The sequence below is a fragment of the Chishuiella sp. genome (genome assembly GCF_032109125.1).
Classification (GTDB): Bacteria; Bacteroidota; Bacteroidia; order Flavobacteriales; family Weeksellaceae; genus Empedobacter.
In genome coordinates, this window is sequence record NZ_DAMCLZ010000009.1 from 38,422 (window position 1) to 58,161 (window position 19,740).

Annotated in this window: 18 protein-coding genes; 7 read left to right on the forward strand and 11 right to left on the reverse strand. The window is 27.9% G+C overall.

Translation table 11 applies throughout. The features are described 5' to 3' along the window. Positions 1-84 precede the first annotated feature (84 nt). Positions 85-774: a DUF2490 domain-containing protein gene (locus RT575_RS10370; protein ID WP_313580677.1), complete on the forward strand. Its 690-nt coding sequence runs from the start codon at positions 85-87 to the stop codon at positions 772-774. A 61-nt stretch (positions 775-835) separates the two neighbouring features. Here the strand turns inward: RT575_RS10370 and RT575_RS10375 are convergent, their stop codons facing one another. From RT575_RS10375 to RT575_RS10395, 5 genes are all read right to left on the reverse strand, one after another. Next, the gene (locus RT575_RS10375; protein WP_313580679.1) at positions 836-1,276 is read right to left on the reverse strand and encodes a GNAT family N-acetyltransferase; all 441 of its coding nucleotides are present in this window, start codon (positions 1,274-1,276) and stop codon (positions 836-838) included. Between the two features lie 40 nt (positions 1,277-1,316). Then, positions 1,317-1,883, reverse strand: a complete 567-nt coding sequence (gene nadD / locus RT575_RS10380) for a nicotinate (nicotinamide) nucleotide adenylyltransferase (protein ID WP_313580681.1) — start codon at positions 1,881-1,883, stop codon at positions 1,317-1,319. Between the two features lie 80 nt (positions 1,884-1,963). Next, positions 1,964-2,548, reverse strand: coding sequence for a Maf family nucleotide pyrophosphatase (locus tag RT575_RS10385; protein WP_313580683.1), 585 nt, complete (start codon positions 2,546-2,548; stop codon positions 1,964-1,966). Positions 2,549-2,559: 11 nt separating this feature from the next. Then, positions 2,560-3,087 (reverse strand): HAD-IIIA family hydrolase, encoded by a 528-nt coding sequence (locus tag RT575_RS10390; RefSeq protein ID WP_313383460.1) that lies wholly within the window; start codon positions 3,085-3,087, stop codon positions 2,560-2,562. Further along, a complete protein-coding gene (locus RT575_RS10395; RefSeq protein ID WP_313383459.1) occupies positions 3,084-3,848 on the reverse strand; it encodes a Rossmann-like and DUF2520 domain-containing protein in 765 nt (254 codons plus the stop codon). Before RT575_RS10395 ends, RT575_RS10390 begins: the two co-directional genes overlap by 4 nt. A 274-nt stretch (positions 3,849-4,122) precedes the next feature. On the opposite strand from RT575_RS10395, the gene RT575_RS10400 reads away from it, so the two are divergent. Continuing rightward, complete coding sequence (locus tag RT575_RS10400; RefSeq protein ID WP_313580685.1) at positions 4,123-6,492, forward strand: TonB-dependent receptor; 2,370 nt, start codon at positions 4,123-4,125, stop codon at positions 6,490-6,492. A 218-nt stretch (positions 6,493-6,710) separates the two neighbouring features. Here RT575_RS10400 and ychF read toward each other — a convergent pair whose 3' ends face one another. The 3 genes from ychF to RT575_RS10415 form a co-directional block, all read right to left on the reverse strand. Further along, on the reverse strand, positions 6,711-7,802 hold the full coding sequence (gene ychF, locus RT575_RS10405) for a redox-regulated ATPase YchF (RefSeq protein WP_313580687.1): 1,092 nt from the start codon (positions 7,800-7,802) through the stop codon (positions 6,711-6,713). A gap of 83 nt (positions 7,803-7,885) precedes the next feature. Next, complete coding sequence (locus tag RT575_RS10410; protein ID WP_313383456.1) at positions 7,886-8,287, reverse strand: hypothetical protein; 402 nt, start codon at positions 8,285-8,287, stop codon at positions 7,886-7,888. Between the two features lie 53 nt (positions 8,288-8,340). Beyond that, on the reverse strand, positions 8,341-9,198 hold the full coding sequence (locus tag RT575_RS10415; protein WP_313383455.1) for an AraC family transcriptional regulator: 858 nt from the start codon (positions 9,196-9,198) through the stop codon (positions 8,341-8,343). Positions 9,199-9,404: 206 nt separating this feature from the next. Here RT575_RS10415 and RT575_RS10420 point away from each other — a divergent pair, with 206 nt between their 5' ends. From RT575_RS10420 to RT575_RS10430, 3 genes are read left to right on the forward strand one after another with little or no spacing between them, the layout of a single operon-like run. After that, a complete protein-coding gene (locus RT575_RS10420; RefSeq protein ID WP_313580690.1) occupies positions 9,405-10,751 on the forward strand; it encodes a TolC family protein in 1,347 nt (448 codons plus the stop codon). Between the two features lie 17 nt (positions 10,752-10,768). Continuing rightward, on the forward strand, positions 10,769-11,869 hold the full coding sequence (locus RT575_RS10425; protein WP_313580692.1) for an HlyD family secretion protein: 1,101 nt from the start codon (positions 10,769-10,771) through the stop codon (positions 11,867-11,869). 6 nt (positions 11,870-11,875) lie between these two features. After that, a complete protein-coding gene (locus RT575_RS10430; RefSeq protein ID WP_313580694.1) occupies positions 11,876-13,414 on the forward strand; it encodes an MFS transporter in 1,539 nt (512 codons plus the stop codon). Positions 13,415-13,482: 68 nt separating this feature from the next. On the opposite strand, the gene RT575_RS10435 is transcribed toward RT575_RS10430, so the two are convergent. Further along, complete coding sequence (locus RT575_RS10435) at positions 13,483-14,205, reverse strand: hypothetical protein (RefSeq protein ID WP_313383451.1); 723 nt, start codon at positions 14,203-14,205, stop codon at positions 13,483-13,485. Between the two features lie 16 nt (positions 14,206-14,221). Next, positions 14,222-16,591 carry a TonB-dependent receptor gene (locus tag RT575_RS10440; protein ID WP_313580696.1) on the reverse strand — a complete coding sequence of 790 codons (2,370 nt, stop codon included), beginning with the start codon at positions 16,589-16,591 and terminating at the stop codon, positions 14,222-14,224. A gap of 162 nt (positions 16,592-16,753) precedes the next feature. On the opposite strand from RT575_RS10440, the gene RT575_RS10445 reads away from it, so the two are divergent. Both RT575_RS10445 and rsmI read left to right on the forward strand, forming a co-directional pair. Next, the gene (locus RT575_RS10445; protein WP_313580698.1) at positions 16,754-17,260 is read left to right on the forward strand and encodes a thioredoxin family protein; all 507 of its coding nucleotides are present in this window, start codon (positions 16,754-16,756) and stop codon (positions 17,258-17,260) included. Between the two features lie 81 nt (positions 17,261-17,341). Further along, entirely contained in the window at positions 17,342-18,019 is a 678-nt protein-coding gene (gene rsmI / locus RT575_RS10450) for a 16S rRNA (cytidine(1402)-2'-O)-methyltransferase (protein ID WP_313383447.1), read from the forward strand. Here the strand turns inward: rsmI and recJ are convergent. Then, positions 18,009-19,709 carry a single-stranded-DNA-specific exonuclease RecJ gene (gene recJ / locus RT575_RS10455; protein ID WP_313383446.1) on the reverse strand — a complete coding sequence of 567 codons (1,701 nt, stop codon included), beginning with the start codon at positions 19,707-19,709 and terminating at the stop codon, positions 18,009-18,011. The two genes, rsmI and recJ, sit on opposite strands and share 11 nt — an antisense overlap. Between the last annotated feature and the right edge of the window lie 31 nt (positions 19,710-19,740).

Here is a 19,740-nt window from a genome sequence, read left to right on the forward strand (position 1 = left end):
TTCTTTTCGTTTTAATATTAATATTTGGTTATAAAATATTAATTATATAATCATTTTCAATATATTAACAAATTATTCACCATAATGAAACTATATTTAAAAATTATTGCCTTTTTTATTGGTACAACTTCCTTATTTTCTCAGAGTAGAGATAATTATAATATGTGGTATCAATATTTATTAAACTCTAAATTAAATGATAAAATGTCTTTAACAGCTTTGTCACAATATAGATCTTTTGATTTAGCTTATGATTCAAGACTTTTTTTAGTTTCTGCTTATGTAGATTATAAAGTAACAAATACTATTAGCCCTGCAGCTGGTTTTATGGTTGTATTATTGGAATCTTATGATAAAGATAATAATAAAAAGGAACGTGTAGAAAAAAGACCTTTTCAACAAGTTACTATGAATGATAAAATCGGAAGAACTTCTTTATCTCACCGTTTTAGAGTTGAAGAAAGATTTATTAGTAATCCGAATACATTTATTATGCGATTACGCTATCTAGCGTCATTCAAAATTCCATTAAATAAATCTGATGCAAAACAAACTCTTTATGGAATTGTTAAGGATGAAATAAGAATGCAGATGACAAAAGATGATCCTTTTGACTCTAATCGTATAACTGTAGGTCTTGGAATTAATGTATCAAAACAATCAGCCATAGAAATAGGATTTATAAATCAAATGGAAGAAAGAAAAACAAGTAATTATTTTCATGTTGGATTCCGAAATAAATTTGATTGGAGTAAAAAGAAAAAAACAGAATAAAAAAACATTCATGAAAAGAGAAAAGGTAGATTATAAAAAAATCTATCTTTTTCTTTTTTTATTATTTATTTGACCATTCATAAAAATTTGCATCATCACGTAATTCAAACCCTGTTTGTGTATACAAACTGTTACCTATGGAATTATTTATACTTGTTTCTAATAGCATTGCACAAGCATCAGTTTTTCTACATAAATCTTTAGCTTCTTCAATTAATTGTTTTGAAAATCCTTTACCTCTGAAATATGGAGATATAAATAAATCATTTAGAATCCAAAATCGTTTTAAACGAGTAGAGGAAAATGATGGATATAATTGAACAAAACCTACAGCTTTACCTCCATCATAAAGCATATATATTACAGATTCATTATTTATAATTCTTGACTTCAAGAAATCTTCTGCTAATTTTAGATCAGAATCTTTTTTATAAAATTGTCTGTAAGCATCAAATAATGGAATTAGATCTTGAAGAGTTTCAAGCGTAACTTGTTTTATCATTTTAAATAAATTTAAACTAAGTTAAAACTATTATTTATGATTAACCATACAAATTACTTCCGTCTAAATATTCCCAAACTTTTTGTGGTAACATTGGTTTTATATTTTTATGCTCTTTGAATGAAGAGCGAATAAATGTAGATGAAATTTCCATTAACGGAGCATCAACTATTTCTACATTGTTATATGATTCATTTACATTATATCCTGGTCTTGGATACACATAAAAATCGTAATCTCTTAGTAGAATATCTGCATTTTTCCATTTTCCAATTCCTGCTAAGTTATCTGATCCCATAATTAATGAAAATTTATGATCAGGAAATTTTTCATTGAGATGAATTAATGTATCAATGGTATATGATGGTTTTGGTAAAGAAAATTCGATATTAGAAGCACGCAGGTTAGAATAATCTTTTATTGCTAATTCTACCATTTCTAAACGATCGTATTCATTAGCCAATGATTGTTTATTTTTAAAGGGATTTTGAGGAGACACAACAAACCAAACTTGATCTAAATCAGTAAACTGCTGAAAATGGTTGGCAATAATTAAATGTCCAATATGAATAGGATTAAAAGAGCCAAAATATAAACCAACTTTCATAAAATGTATTTTTTAGAATTACAAAAATACAATTTTTAAGCCATTAAAAAATCCAGCTTTTAAGCTGGATTTTTTGTTATTTAAAATCGGATCAATTCTTTGTAAAGTTTGTGAGTTGGTAATCCCATTACATTAAAATAACTACCATTCATATTATCTACACCAATGTAACCTATCCATTCTTGTACACCATAAGCCCCTGCTTTATCATAAGGTTTATAAGTATCAATATAATAATAAATTTCTTCGTCAGATAATAATGCAAAAGTAACTTGTGTTTCATCAGAAAAAGTAACCTCTTTCTCTGTAGAACGTATAGTTACAGAAGTATAAACAGAATGTGTTTTTCCACTTAATTTTCGTAACATTTCATAGGCTTCTTCTCTATTAGAAGCTTTTTCTAACGATTCATCATCTACCCAAACTGTAGTATCTGAAGTGATGATTATATCATTAAGTTTTATTTCTGTATAAGCTTTAGCTTTTTTTGCAGAGAGATATTCAGTAATTTTTTCTCTTTTAAATTGATTTCTATCAAAACTTTCATCAATATCAAGCGATAAAGTTGAAAATTCTAATCCTAAGCCTGCTAATAATTCTTTTCTTCTTGGCGATTGAGAAGCCAAAATGATATTTTTATTTTCTAATTTATCTTTTAATAACATTTGTTATTTTTTTATACAGAAGCTATATCTTCCTCTGTATTAAACCATTTATTTTGTACTTTAAGAATTTGCTCTAATAAATCGCGAACACATCCTTTCCCTCCATTTTCTGGAGAAATATATTCTGAAGCTTTACGTACATCCATACATGCATCATTAGGACAACAAGGTAAACCAACCAAATTCATTACTGCTAAATCAGGATAATCATCTCCCATGTATGCTATTTCATCAGGATCCAGTCCATAAGAAAATAATAAATCTTGAAAAGCATCCACTTTATCTCGTTTATTAATATATATATCGGTTAATCCTAAATATTTTAAACGATTTACCACAGCTTCATCTCTTCCTCCTGTTATTACAGCTATTTTTATTCCTTTTTTTATAGCTAATTGCATAGCATATCCATCTCTGGTATTCATTGTTCTTACCATTTCTCCAGAAGGCATTAAAATAACACTTCCATCTGTAAGCACTCCATCAACATCTAAAATAACAGTTTTTATGTTATTTAATTTCTCTTTATAACTTATCATTTTTCGTAAAGTCTTTCTATTGAATTTGTCAAAATTTGGTAAATCTGTAATAATCTAGAATCATCTTTCAAAACTTCTAAATGACGATTTATAATTACTTGATCTCCTCTTTTAGCTGGACCTGTTTGGGCATCTTTAGGATCCATTTCTAAAACTTTTTTTGCAGTTTCTTGTATTAATGGTAATAAAACATCAAATGGAACATTATTTTTTTTACAAATATCTCCAGCAATATAATATAAATGATTTACAAAATTATTTGCCCAAACACCTGTCATTTGCACCTGCATACGAGCTGTAAAATCTAATTCATGTACTTCATTAGAAATTCTACTTGCTAGAGCATTAATTTTCTTTAAATCATCAGAATTCTCTGCTTCAATAAAAAATGGAATATTATCATAGCGTAAAGTTCGCTCTTTAGAAAAAGTTTGTAATGGATATAAAACTCCTTTTCTATAATCTCCTTTTAAAGCAGACATAGGCGATGAACCTGAAGTATGAACAACTAAAACATCATCATATGGTATATAATGAGAAAATTCTTCTATTCCAGAATCTGCACAAGCAATAATATATAAATCAGCTTTTTCTATTTCAGAGATTCTGTCTGTGTATGAAATTCGATTTGCTTCAGCTATTTCTTTTGCTCTATCTAATGTTCTATTAAATATTTGTCGAACATTACAAGTATTTTGAATTAAAGCTCTTGTTAAATGAAACGCTACATTTCCTGCACCTAATATGACAATTGAGTTCAATATTCTAGTGTTTTTTTATTAATACCAAATGAAATATAAAAATAAGTCTTTCAGTTGACTTAAAAAAAAATAAAATAATTCTTAATCAAATATTAATAAACACACTGTAAATCAATTAAATAGAATACTATTTTATTAATATGTAAAACATAGTACTAAAAATTTTATTTTTTTTTGTAACAAAATTGAAATAGTTGCGTCTAATTGATAAAATGAGATTAATTGTGACTATGTATCATGTAAAACATAGTACTATATAATAAAAAATACACATATGAAACTAAATAAACTTACTTTAGCTTTTCTTTTTTCTTTATCATCCATTTATGGATTTTCTCAGGAACATTATCCTGTAAAAGGAAAAATAGAAAACACAAAAAATGAAGCTGTTGGAATGGCAGCCATTAAAATATATAAAGGTGATTCTACCGATTTGTTTGATCAAATTTACGCAAATGAAGATGGAACATTTGAAATTCCAGATTTAGAAGATGGAACTTATAAATTAGTGATTACAGAATTTGGTTACGAACAATCTTCTACTATTGCAGAAGTAAAAGGCGGTGTTTTAGATTTAGGAAATATAGTTTTAAAGAATACAACAACAGAAACAGTAGAATTAAAAGGTGCATTTGTGCGTGCACAAACTTCGCAATATAAAAATGAAATTGATAAAAGAGTAGTTGAAGTTGGAAATGATTTGGTAAGTGCAGGAACAGATGCAGCATCTGTATTAAATAATATACCTTCTGTGAATGTTGATCCTCAATCAGGAGAATTATCTTTAAGAGGAAATAGTAATGTAAAAGTCTATGTAGATGGTAAACCTTCTTCGTTATCAGCTTCTCAATTATTAAAACAAATTCCATCTAATCAAATTCAACGAATAGAAATTATAACAAATCCTTCTGCAAAATATGAAGCAGATGGGAAATCGGGGATTATAAATATTGTTTTAGTAAAAGGTGCTAAAAAAGGATATAATATTGGTTTAATAACAGGATACGAACAAGGTAAAAAAAGTAGATTCAATTCTTCTATCAATGCAAATGTAAATGTTGGTAAATTTAATATTTTTGGAAATGTAAATTATGCAGATCGTCCTTCTAAACAAAGAGGATTAGGACAAAATTATTCTGATAAAATAGATCAGTCATTTGACATTTTAAATCGCAATAAAAATTTATCATATAAAGTTGGTTTTGATTTCTTCATTAACGATAAAAACTCATTAACAATTTATACGAATCAATGGAATTGGAAATATAATATGAATATTAACACAATTATTTCACAATCTTCTTTTGATAAAAAGAATTTTAATGATATTAATTCTAAATCTAACAGCTCAGATTATAGCTTAAACTATAAATTAGATTTTGATAAAAAAGATCATAATATTGTTTTAGATGCTTTTTATTCTACGAATAAAGAAAACGATAACAGAGATTATCTAACAACTTATCCAGCAGATGATTTTTATAAAGAATATAGATATGACAAGACAGAAACAACACGTGTTAATTTAGATTATACAAATCAAATTGAAAATGCTGGAAAAGTAGAAGCTGGAATACAATACCGTAAACAGTCTAACAAAAATGACATGACTTCTACACAAACAGTTATAAGAGAAAATATTTCATTTAATCCTTTGGTTAATTTTAATTTTGATCGTTCATTCTATTCTGCTTATGCCAATTATAAACAACAATTTAATAAGTTTGGAGCACAAGTTGGATTACGTTTAGAGGATGTAGAAGACAAAGCTAATTGGTTTTATACACCAAACCAAGAAGGAAACCTGAATAAGAAATATACAAACTTATTTCCTTCTGCTTTCTTTACTTATGATTTAACAGAAAAAGCAAAATTCTCTTTAAACTATAGTCGTAGAATTGATAGACCAGGAATTTATCAATTAACTCCAGTTCCTCAGTTTTCTACAGCATTAATGTCGAGTGAAGGAAATCCAAACTTAAAACCTGAGTATACAGATTCTTATGAATTGGGATATTTACATCAAATGAAAAAAGGAACTATTTCTGGTAACTTATTCTATAGAAGTGTAAAAGATAATATTGTACAGACTTTTACTAAAAATCCTGATATAGAATCAGCGTTTATACAATATTACTTAAACTATGATAAAGTAAATAATTATGGTGTTGAAGCAAGCTGGAATTATAAAGCTACAAAATGGATGAATATATATCTTGCTGGAGATTTCACTTCATCTGAAATGCAAAATGATAGTAAAAAAATCACTGCAAATGTTTTATCATTTCGTTTAAACAATACCTATACATTAAGCAAACAGTTTAGTTTACAACAATTTGGTTTCTTTAGAGGTAAAAGTAAAAACTTACAAGGAGAAATTTTAGATATGTGGAGAATGGATTTAGGTTTACGTTACACATTTATGGATGGAAAAGCATCTGTTTCTGCTAGAATGAATGATATTTTTAGAACAATGAAAGCGAGAGTTAATATGAGTGATCCTTATTATGGATATGCTAATTTTAGATGGGAATCGCAATCTGCATATTTAGGATTCACGTACAATTTTGGAGGAAAAGTTCGTTCGCGTGCTGATGTACAAAAAAATGAAACAGAAAATAAAGGTGGAGGAATTGGATTATAATCCAATTTTCTCCGTGCGTTAGGGATTAAAGTGGAAATCCTTTGCGATGAGCAAAGATTGTAACGAAAAGCCCGACCGAAGGGAACGCCCAAATAATTTATTTAAAAATTTTATAAAAAATATTCAACTTAAACTAAGACATTTTTAAAACTAAAAAAGAGAGTTCGATTAATTTTGAACTCTCTTTTGATTTATGATATTTTTTAAAAATAAAAATCTTAAACATTGAATAAGAAATGCATAATATCTCCGTCTTTTACAACATATGCTTTTCCTTCTACATTTAGCTTTCCTGCCTCACGACATTTTGCTTCTGAACCGTAAGTTACGAAATCTTCAAATTTAATAACCTCAGCACGAATAAATCCTTTTTCGAAATCTGTGTGGATAACTCCTGCTGCTTGTGGTGCAGTAGATGCTTTTTTGATTGTCCAAGCACGAACTTCTTTTACACCTGCTGTAAAATATGTTTCTAGGTCTAATAATGTATAAGCAGAACGAATTAAACGGTTAACTCCTGGTTCTTCTAAACCTAATTCTTCTAAGAAAATTTGACGTTCGTCGTAAGTTTCTAATTCGTTGATATCAGCTTCTATTTGTGCAGCAAGAACTAAAACTTCTGCATGCTCGTTTTTTACAGCTTCTTTAACTTGTGCAACAAACTCGTTTCCGTCTTTTGCAGCAGATTCATCTACATTACAAAGATAAAGAACAGGTTTTGCAGTGATTAATTGTAACGAATCAACAATTTCTTGTCCTTTCTCGTCCAATTCCATTTCACGAACATTTTTCAATTCCTCTAAATGAGCAATAACAGCTGTTAAAACCTCAACAATTTTTTGTTCGTCTTTATTCCCTGCTTTAGCTGCTTTTTTAGATTTTTCTATACGTTTTACAACTGTATCTAAATCTTTTAATTGCAATTCTAAATCGATTGTTTCTTTGTCACGAATTGGATTAATAGAACCATCTACGTGAGTAATATTTTCGTTTTCGAAACAACGTAAAACATGAATAATTGCATTACACTCGCGAATATTTCCTAAGAATTGATTTCCTAAACCTTCTCCCTTACTCGCCCCTTTTACTAAACCTGCTATATCCACAATTTCTACAACTGCAGGAACAACACGCTCCGGATTTACAATTTCTTCTAACTTATTCAATCTAGAATCAGGAACAGAAACAGTTCCTACGTTTGGCTCTATAGTACAGAAAGGATAATTTGCCGATTGTGCTTTAGCATTAGACAAACAGTTAAATAAAGTAGATTTACCAACATTCGGTAATCCAACAATTCCACATTTCATATATGTTGTATCTTATTATTAAGTATTGAAAATTAGAACGCTGTTCTAAAAATTTTGAGCAAAGATAATCATTTCCTTTAAAACTATTTAGTCTTAGGAATTCTGTTGAGTTTTATATTTAATACATTTCCAGAAAAAGAATGCATTTCTCCTAAAAAACAATCACAAATAGGTTGATAAACTAAATCATAATAATTAGATGATTGATCTAAATTAATTTTTCTGAACTTTAAGTTTGGGAAATTAAAGAAAACTGAATCTGTTTTATCATTATCATAACCATCACTAAAATCGAATTCAATTATTGGTTTAGATTTTTTCTTGGAGATTGTAATTAATGGTTCATCTTTTGGAGCTATAATTATTGTAGGATTAGATTTATAGCTCAAGAAATTCTGTTTCCATTGACCTTTTATTGTTTTTATATTATTTGTTACGCAACTTGTACATAAAAAACTAATCAGTAAAAAATATATGTATCTCATTTTAAATCAATAAATAGTATTTCTAACAATTTAATACTTTTATTTAATAAAAATTAGAAAAAATTAATTGATAAACTTTTCTTTCTGTAAGTTAACGGGCTAAAGTTTGTGTGTTTTTTAAAAAATTTACCGAAAGAATATTGGTCAGAAAAATTTAATTCTTCTGCAATGTCGGATATACTATAATTGGTTTCTAGCAATAATCTTTTTGCCTCATTGGTTACTGTAAGTGCAATGAAACTAGATGCGGATTTATGTGTGATTTCTTTTACACTAATGGATAAATATTTGATAGAAATATTGAGTTTATCAGCATAAAAATTTAAATTTTTATGTTCTTTATAATGTTGTAAAACTAATTCAAAAAAAGCTAAAGAGATTTCTTTTTTTCTTAAACTATTTCCTTTTCCTACTGCAATAGATTTATCAAAACAATCATTCAGAAAATAAACAATTGAAGTAAATAAATTTTTTATAAAATAATTAAAAAATATAGAGTTCATTCTATCTTTTTTTAATTGATTCTCTAAAAATGATATTAATTTAAGTAATTCTTTAAAATCTTCATCTTCTACTTTAAAAGAAACTTTTCCTGTCCATAATTGAGTGATTTGATAAACATCAAACCGTATTAAATCATAATCTATATTATCTAAGATAGATTTATTTACATGACTTAAAGTATGTAATTTAAGGACTTCTGAATGACCTTTTAATCGATAATTTTTATAAGGAGAAGCTAACATAATGGTATTTGCTTCATAAAATTCTATTTTTCCTTCTGTTTCAAGTTTTAGCCATCCTTCTTCAATAAACATCGCTGTATACCATAAAGGGCTTATTTCTTCTTTTGTATTTGCTTTTTTTAAAAAAGAATTTTCGTTTAAAATTTTAATATAATCTTGAAACATAATCTACAAATTTACTAATTATTGAAACAATACAATTCTATATAAATTCTTATTTACAAAATTGGTAAAGATTTGACATTTTTATAATTACAGAAACTTTTAATAATCAATATATATTAATAAAATATATAATTATATAACCATTTGGACATTTTTTATGTATTTATAGCCCTTTTTCTTATTAAAATTGAAACGAAATTTGCAAAATGCATTTAAAAATAAATATCTTAAAAAAACATCCTAAAATAATAAAATTTATATACTACACTTTAACCTTCTTACTAACAAATATAATTAACGCTCAAGATTCTATCAAGACAAAAATTTCAATAGAAACTTTGTTTGATTTATTAGAAAAAAATAATCCCACTTTAAATGTTTCTAAAGCTGACTTACTTATTTATGAGCAAAAAACCAAAATTGCAAAAAATCAATTATTACCAGCTGTAACAACTGGAGCAAGCGCCTATTATATTGGAACTCCTGTGGCTATAACCAAAGATTTTTCTCATTCGCAAACACGTAATTATCCTCACTTTGGTAATAAATTATCTTTAGATGCCACACAAACATTATGGAATGCAGGTGCGGTAAAAAACAATATAAAAGAATCTGAATTAGAAAATGAAGTCGCACAAATCAATTATAGAGATCACAAACAACAAATAAAAGCGCTTACGCTTACTTATTATTTTAATCTATTTCAATTAAAAAAACAGTTCAAGGTTTTTACAAAAAATATAGAATTAGCTGAAAAAAGATTAAAAAACATCAAGAAATTATATGACCAAGGAATGGTTACAAGAAATGATGTTATACGAGGAGAATTACAAGTTTCTAATCTTAACCTTAGTTTACAAGTTTTAACGAATGATGCTACAATTCGAAACATACAATTGAATGCTGCACTAGGTTTACCGAGTAATAATATTATAGAAATTGATGAAAATATTTTAAATAAACCATATCAACTTGATGATTTAGATTATTATGAATTAGCATTAAAAAATCATCCTGAAATTGAAGCTTCTCAGAAAAATATTGAAATTTCACAGTTAAAACATAAAATTATTAATAGTGAACGAATTCCTACTCTATCATTATTTGCTGGAAATAGTTTACAACGACCAATTATAACAACCACGCCTGTTTTAGACCAATATTTAAACACATGGAACATAGGTGTTACACTAAAATTTAGTTTAGATAATTTATATAAAACACCAAAAAAATTAAGATTAAATAGTCTTGAACTAGATAAAAATAAAAGAAGACTAACTGAAGTTCAAACCAATCAAAAGGTAAATCTTGAATCCAGTTATATCAAATATAATGAAGCATATACTCAAAATGAAACTTTCAAAAAAAATAGAGATTTAGCAAAAGATAATTATAGAATCATGGAAAGTAAATACAATAATCAATTAGCTATATTAATTGATTTGATTGATGCTAGTAATGCTTTACTTGAAGCTGAATTACAAGAATCTATTTCCGAAATTAACATTATGCAAGCTTATTATAACGTAATCAAAAACAGTGGTTTATTATAAATAATAAATTAAGAAAAATGAAAGAGAAATCAAATAATACTTCTAAAAGAAAAAAATACATAAAAAATACTTTAAATTTTATCGTTTTTTTAATCATTTGTACTGGAATTTACTGGTCATTCCGTTCTTATTTTCAAGTCGGAAATGATAATTTTACAAATTCAGCACAAGTTGAAGCCTTTATAAATCCTATTAATACCAGAGTATCTGCTTATATAAAAGATATTCGATTTGTGGAACATCAGTCTGTAAAAAAAGGAGATACTTTAATTATTTTAGACAACAGAGAAATAAAAACTCAACTTGGTCAAGCTGAAGCCAATTTATTACAAGCTTTAGCTAATAAAAATGTAACCAATAACATTACAAAAACATCTATCAATCAAGTACAAACAGCCAATGCATCGGCAAATGTTGCAAAAGCTAATTTAGATGCTACAAAAGCAAGGTTATGGAATGCAAAACAAAATTTTCAGCGATATGAAAATTTATTAAAAGATGAAGCTGTTACAAAACAACAATACGACCAAATAAAAACTGAATACGAAGCTGCTCTTGCAGCTGTAAATGCAGCAGAATACCAATTTATAGGAGCATCGAATGGTAAAAATTCTTCTGAACTTACTGTGAACGAAGTAAAATCTAAAGTGTCTATTAATGATGCTGATATCATTCGTACTCAAAATGCACTAGAAATGGCAAAATTAAATATGTCTTATACTATTATAAAAGCCCCTCACGACGGAATTATGGGAAGAAGAAATATAAATGTTGGACAATTATTAAATGTTAGTCAACAAGTTGCTACAATTGTAGATACAAAAAGCTTGTGGGTTTCTGCCAACTTCCGAGAAAAACAGATGAAGGCAGTTAAACTAAATAAATTAGTTACTATAAAAGTTGATGCATTGGATGGTAAAGAATATCATGGAAAAATAACTGCAATTTCTGGAGCAACTGGAGCTAAATATGCTGCTACACCAATAGATAATTCAACTGGAAACTTTGTTAAAGTTCAGCAACGAATTCCTATTAGAATTGAGTTTATAAATAATAAAATTACCGATTTAGAATTATTACGTGCAGGTATGAATGTAGAAGTTACAATTAATAACTAATTCATTATGTACAGTAATAATCCTTTTAGTCAAAAGATCAATGCAGTTGGGAGATTTATACTCATTTTTATTTTTCTAATATCTAGCATTAGTATTAATGGCGTTTATGTAAATAATGTGTCTGATTTATCAGGAGCATTTGGCACATATACAGAATACATCTCCTTTGCAAATTATATGGGAACATTAGGAATTTGTATTGGAATGAGTATCATAATCCGACTTAAAAAAAGGTTCAAATCAAAAATTATAATTATAACCTCTACAAGTTCTCTTGCCATAATATCCTATATCATTGCAAATACAAACCAAATTGAAATATTAATAATTGGAAGTTTACTAATCGGCTTTTTTAAAATATTAGTCATGGGAGAAATGGTTTTTCCTCTTATGGCTGCTTTAGCACCTACAGGAGATAAAGGTAAATTTTATTCGTTGCTTTATATTGTTGTATTAGGATTAGGACAAGTAACAGCCTATTTCTTTTCTTCGTTAGTTTTTAATGGCACATGGCAGTCACCCTACTTATTTATGTCTGGGGTAATGATGATTTTAACTTTACTTACATTTTTAACGACACATAATTATCGTTTTTCGTTCAAGTTTCCATTGTATCAAATTGATTATTGGTCATATTTATTATTAATTATTGGTTATACCGCACTCAACCTTGCCTTAACATTCATGAAACAGCAATATTGGTTTCATTCTCCTATTATAAGATATTCATTTGTCGTTGCATTTTGCTCTATTTTTGGATTTTTATATCTACACAAATCAAAAAAAAGAAAAACAATAGATTACTTAAGTATTTTCAAAAATCCAGATATTGTTCATGGAACGATTTTATTATTTTTTCTAGGATTATTAATCGGTATTTCATCATTACTTACACAATATACTGGAGCTATTTTAGGATACAATAACTTAACCAATGCCCAATTAAATTTATGGATGGTTCCTGGCGCTGTAATAGCTGGTATCGGTTGTTTAATCGCATTCAAATTTCAATGTCATATCAAATATTTAGTTTGGTTTGGTTTTGGAGTTTTTTTCCTAGAAAACATTTCCATCTATTTCATTATACAAGCACAAATGGATACAGATACTTTAAGGATTCCTATATTTTTTCGTGGTTTAGGGACAAGTATTTTATATACTTCAATATGGTACTATTCATTTAAAAAAATCGGTCCTGACCAGCTTTTCTCTGCACTTAGCATTATGATTGTAGTACGTAATTTTCTTAGTCCTGCTGTAGCATCTACGATCTTATCATGGTTAAGTTTCCAAATACAATCTCAAAGCCAAACTGATATGTCTGTCTACATAGACTTAGGTCAAAATTATTTACCAGGACAATCCATAATTCAGTCCAAAGAATCTTTAATGAGTATGCTAAAAATAATTGCTGGAATTTTATGTTGGCTTACAATTCCAATTTTTATTTTCATTTCAAATTATCATTACGGAAGATTATCTAGTTACAATTTTTTAAGTAAAATTTATCGTAAAAGAAAGAAATACAAACTATTCAATAATTAATTTATATTCTAACTAAAAATAAATATTAGAAAAAAACAACCCGTTTCAATAATTGAAACGGGTTATTTTTATTTTACAATAAAACTATAATCACATCTATGCCTTTCAGAAAAATATTCTTTTTCATTAAGTTGACCATATATAGGAATATTTTTATCTAATCGGACAATATATTGTCCCTTTAAAATAAGTTCTATTTGCGTAGTTCCATTTTCATCTGTCAGGAATTCTACATCATTATTATTCGGTAAAAAGACACGTAATTTAGTTCCTTTTTTTACCTTTTCCCCATCTATATAAGCTGAAACAAAAGCCTTATTATTAATAATATCAATATTTAAATTTAAATAAGAAAATTGATTATCAACATCTATATTTTTTCTATTTCTCCCAATAATAAACTTTGTTTGTAAGTATTGAGTGGGTTTAACATTCTGCTTATAATTTTCTCTTTCTACCACAGGAAGATTATTATCATTTGCATAAACACTGTATACCCCATCTTTTTTAGGAACAAAATACCCAATCCAAAAATCATTTTTTTGCTCAATTGGAAGATTAGTTTTTTTGCCATGAGAATCTACAATAGTTAGGGCAAAATCTTTCATTTTATCAAGATCTTCTCCTGTCTTTATGTATCTTTCTTTATTTTCGTCAACTCCTCCATAACGAATTTTAATCATTACAGTATCGTTCTTTTGCCATGAACTTTCTAATTCTAACCAATATCCGTCTGCATAAGCTAAATTACTTAATAATATAAAGAAAAATAAATAAAATAGTTTTTTCATTGTATGATGATTCTATTTAAAATTTTAATGAAAGACTTGCTAAAAATCTAGCTGGAGCTTGTGGAGTAAGTCTTACAGACCAAGCTTTTTCACTTGTAATATTATCCACTTTTAATCCTAATCTATATTTCGGACGATCATAAAATATACTCGCATCAAACATTTGATAAGATGGAATAATAACTTTTGAAGTTTGTGTATTCGTTTGATAAGATGAACTTCCCATATTACCTCCAAAACCAGCACCTAATCCACTAAATTTACCTTCTGTAAAAGTATAACTTACCCAAAAATTATACATATTCTGTGGCCCTGAAGCCGCAGGACGTAAATTTAAAACTGAGGCATCAGATTTTGTAAACTTACTATCATTATATGCATATCCAAAAACAATGTTTAATCCGGCAACAGGATTAGCTGTAATATCGACTTCTACTCCTCTACTATATTGTGTACCGTCTTGAATAGAATAATTAGCATCATCTGGATCTGTTCTTAAAACATGATCTACATTTATATCATAATAACTAATTGTTCCTACAAGTTTATGATTAAATAAATCTGCTTTAGTTCCAAATTCTAACTGATTCCCTTTTTGTGGAACAAAGTTATTTCCATCTTTATCGACTCCACTAATATTAAAAAATCCATTCAAGTAATTTCCAAATACAGTTAATTTATCTTTTAATACTTCATAAATTAACCCTGATTTATGAGATAATGCTGTTTGCGAATATGGTCCTGCTTGTAAACCACTAACACTTAATCCTCCAGATGTTTCTCCTGTTAAAATATTATAGACTCCGTTATAATGAAAATTATCAACCCTTAAACTTCCCATAACTTTTAGCCTATCAGTAATATCAAAAACATCAGAAATATAGGCTGAATAAGTATTATCACTACTTTTTTCCTTTCTTGGTGTACCTGTATTTGTTAATGTATCTAACATATTTCTTGTAACTCTATAACTACTTGGTGTATTAATGAAGTTAACCAATGGCGCATTAACAGTAACTCTATCAAAACTATTAAAATTGTTATAATAATCTAAACCTACAACCATTCTATTTCTGAATTTACCAATATAAAAATCTCCTATGAAATTTTGCTGTAAATTAGTTGCAATAAAATTTGTGTTACCAATAATTACACTTGCTTGTAATGTAGAATCTGATTTACCATTTAAAGCTGTTATATATCCATTAATTGTAGATCTCGCACGAGAAAAAATTGTCTGTGAAGTCCATTTTGATGATATTTTATAATTTAATTGTCCAAAAATATTCATCATTTGAGTATTATAAGTTATATCATCACCCAAAAATGTTTTTCTATAAGGAAAATGCATATTTGCAATAGATTGTATTTTATTTCCTTTTGTATATGGATTAAAACGAACAACTGATGTTCCTTTTGCAGTACCAAATTCAATATCCATCAATAAAGACAATTTATCATTAATTTGGTATGAAAAACTTGGTGCAAGGGCTAAACTATTTGTGAAACCATTGTCTTGAAAACTTTTTTCGAAAGTCGTTGCTCCATTTAACCTAAGTAATGCTGTTTTATCACTATTGATTGGAGTATTGGCATCAAATGTTACTCGATTAAAATCCCAACTTCCTCCAGTATAACTTACTTCTCCTCCAACACTATTGTAAGGTTTTTTAGTTACTCTATTATAAAATCCTCCATAACTACTTGCAACCTGAGTTCCAAATAAGGTTGTAGATGGTCCTTTTATTGCTTCTATTCTTTCTAGATTCGTATTATCTAAAAATGAAAAAGCTGCTCCAGCCACTCCATTTCTTGCATTAGGTTCAGCTTCAAATCCTCTAGATCGGAAAGTTACTCTACCTTGATTTGCAACCATTGGTATACCAGCTCCAGGAACATTTTTTGATACACTTCCCAAATCAACTGCCATTTGTTGGTTAATTAATTCTTTAGGAACCACATTATAAACTTGTGGATTCTCTAAATATTTTATAGGTAATTTGGCAACATAAGGACTTTCTTTTCTAGTTATCTTGGTATTATTACCAATAATTCTAACTTCTTGTAGAAGTTGAATATTCTCTTTTGTTAATTTATAACTTATTGGAGTATTTTGGTTTTCTTTCACTAAAACTGGAATATCTTCTTCCTTGGCTCCTACCATTTGTATCCTAACAATATAATTTCCTGGTACGATATTACTAAAACTAAAATTTCCCTTAATATCAGTCAATGTGTTTTTATTAAGTTCCACTATAGAAATAGAAACAAGTTCTAAAGGTTCATTTTCTACAGAACTAATACTTCCTGAAATACTTCCGAAATTAGTTTGTGCAAAAGAGTAAATTGATGTAAAAATCATCACAATAAACAATCGTAAATGCATGGTCTAAATTTAAAATGTGCTATGATTAATTTAATATTTATTTAGATTAAATATTAATAAGGCGCAAATATATAAATCTTTTATAGATACAATACATATCAAATAAAAATTACTTGTGTTTACATTTAATTACTAACTTTATTTTCTGTAAAAAAATAAAGCATGTTAAAGAAATTATTATTGGGAATTATAATCGCAGTTTCAGGAATTGTAAATGCACAAACAGCAACAGAAATTTTAACAAAAGCTGAAAATCAAGCAAAAATTGAAAATAAAAATGTTTTTTTAATTTTTCATGCTTCTTGGTGCGGTTGGTGTAAAAAAATGGAAAAAAATATGGATGATCCTGCTGTTAAAACATATTTTGATTCTAACTATGTTAAAGCATTTATAACAGTACAAGAAAGAGGTGAAAAAAAGAATTTAGAAACTCCAGGTGGAGATATTTTAAATGAAAAATTAGGAGGTAAAGATCAAGGATTACCTTTTTGGGTTATCTTAGACGCTAAAGGAAAAGTTCTTGAAGATTCTCGTGTAAACGGAGAAAATCTTGGAGGACCTTCATCAGCTGATGAAGTTGCAAGCTTAATTACAAAATTGGAAAAAACTTCTAAAAATGAAAAAGTAAATTCAGAAAAAATAAAAGAAGTTTTTGTTCTAAAAAAATAATTATAAAAATACTTTGTAAATAAAGGTTTCGATCAAATAATCGAAGCCTTTTTTATTGAAAATACTTTGTAACTTTGCCACATGAGTGGAAAATTATTTTTAGTTCCTACACCTATTGGAAATTTAAAGGACATGACATTTAGAGCTGTTGAAGTTTTAAAAGAATCTGATGTAATTTTAGCAGAAGATACACGTAACAGTGGAATCTTATTAAAACATTATGAAATTTCCACTCCTATGCGTAGCTATCATATGCATAATGAACATCAAGCTACTGAAGATATTATTCGTCAGTTGAAAGATGGACAAATTATTTCGATTATTACAGATGCTGGAACTCCAGGAATATCTGACCCTGGCTATTTATTAGTTAAAGAATGTGTTGCGAATAATATTGTTGTAGAATGCTTACCTGGAGCAACAGCTTTTGTACCTGCACTTGTTGTTTCTGGACTAACTAATAACGAATTTACTTTTGTTGGCTTTCTTCCTGTAAAAAAAGGTCGTAAAACAAAGTTAGAATCTTTATTAACAGAGAAAAAAACAATGATCTTTTACGAATCTCCACATAAAATTGGTAAAACTCTTAAAGATTTAGCAGAAAATTTTGGAGCTGAAAGAAAAGCTAGTTTATCAAGAGAAATTTCTAAAAAGTTTGAAGAAACATTACGAGGAACTTTAACTGAATTAATGGAAATATCAGAAAAAAGGAATTTAAAAGGAGAAATGGTCTTAATTGTTGAAGGAGCTACTCATTAAAACGAATATCCTTTACATTTAATTGCCAAGTACCTTTTCCTTGCCAATAGTTCATACCAATAGTGTAAACCATATCAAAAGATAATCCTTTTTCCAATTTAGGTCCAAATTTACCTAATTTGAAACCAATTGCTGGAAAAGTAATTCTTGTATTACGTTGGTGTACATATAATCGAGCATGTTCTTTTCCCACTAATCTAAAGTCTGTAGCCAATAAATCTTTCGAAACAAAAACTGGGTTCATGTTTTCTGGTCCAAAAGGAGACATTCGCATTATAGATTCTAAGAAAGAACGTGTCATTTCATTAAATGAAATTTCTTTATCAATTAAGATTGATGGTTTAAAATGTTTACCATTTGACAATTCTTTTACAGTTTCATCAAATCTAATTTTAAACGTCTCGAAATTCTCTTCTTTCATAGCCAAGCCTGCTGCTGCCATATGTCCTCCAAACTCAGTTAATAAATCAGCATTTTTTTCTATCGCAGAATGAATATCAAACTCTTGTATTGATCTTGCAGACCCTACAATTTCTCCAGAAATACTTTTTGTAAAAACAATGGTTGGTTTATAATATAAGTCAACAAGACGAGAAGCAACGATTCCTATAACTCCTTTGTTCCAAGAAGGATCGTAAACTATTGTAGCGTATTTTTCAGTAGGGTTGATATTGTATAATTGAGCTAATGCATCATTTGTCATATCCAAATCTAATACTTTACGCTCGTTGTTTAATGAATTTATATCGTTCAAATACCTTCGACAATCTTCTTCATTTTTACTCAACATAAATCGCACAGCTTCAGACCCATGTTTTATTCTCCCTGCTGCATTAATTTTGGGAGCAATAGAAAATACAACATTCGATATATTTACATTATTACGAATATTAGTAGGTATCAAATGCTGAAAAGCTAAACGAGGTTCTGTATTTAACTGTTCAAGACCTTTGTAAGCTAAAATCCTATTTTCTCCTGTTATAGGAACTATATCTGCTGCAATACTAACAGCAACTAAATCCAATAATGGAATAAGATTTTCTTTTGGTAAATTAAATTTTTCTGTAAAAGCTTGTGCTAATTTATAACCAACTCCACAACCACTTAAATCTTTGTAAGGATAACGACACCCTTTTTGTTTAGGATCTAAAACTGCATAAGCTTTAGGAACAGAACGGTCAGGTAAATGATGATCACAAATAATATAATCTATTCCTTTAGATTGTGCATAATTTATTTCTTCATGAGCTTTTATTCCACAATCTAAAACAATAACTAAAGATATATTATTTTCTATAGCAAAGTCTATACTTTCTTTTGAAATACCATATCCTTCATTATTTCTATCAGGAATATAAAAAAAGACTTTCGAGTAGATGGAAGTCAGAAACTCATAAAAAAGAGTTACAGCTGTGGTTCCATCTACATCGTAGTCTCCAAATATTAATATATTTTCTTGATCATCTATAGCATTTTTAAGTCTTGATACAGCATCAGCCATACCTTTCATTAAAAATGGATCATGTAAATTTTCTAAGGAAGGATTAAAGTAAGATTTTGCAGTATCAAAATCATTAATTCCTCGTTGGGCTAATAAAATAGCAAGTGCTTCAGAAATATTTAGTTCTTTTTTAAGATTACTAACTACCTCTGTAGACGGCTGTTCTTTTATTTCCCATTTTTTTTCCATCTCTTTAATTTACATAAATTTTAATTAGAGA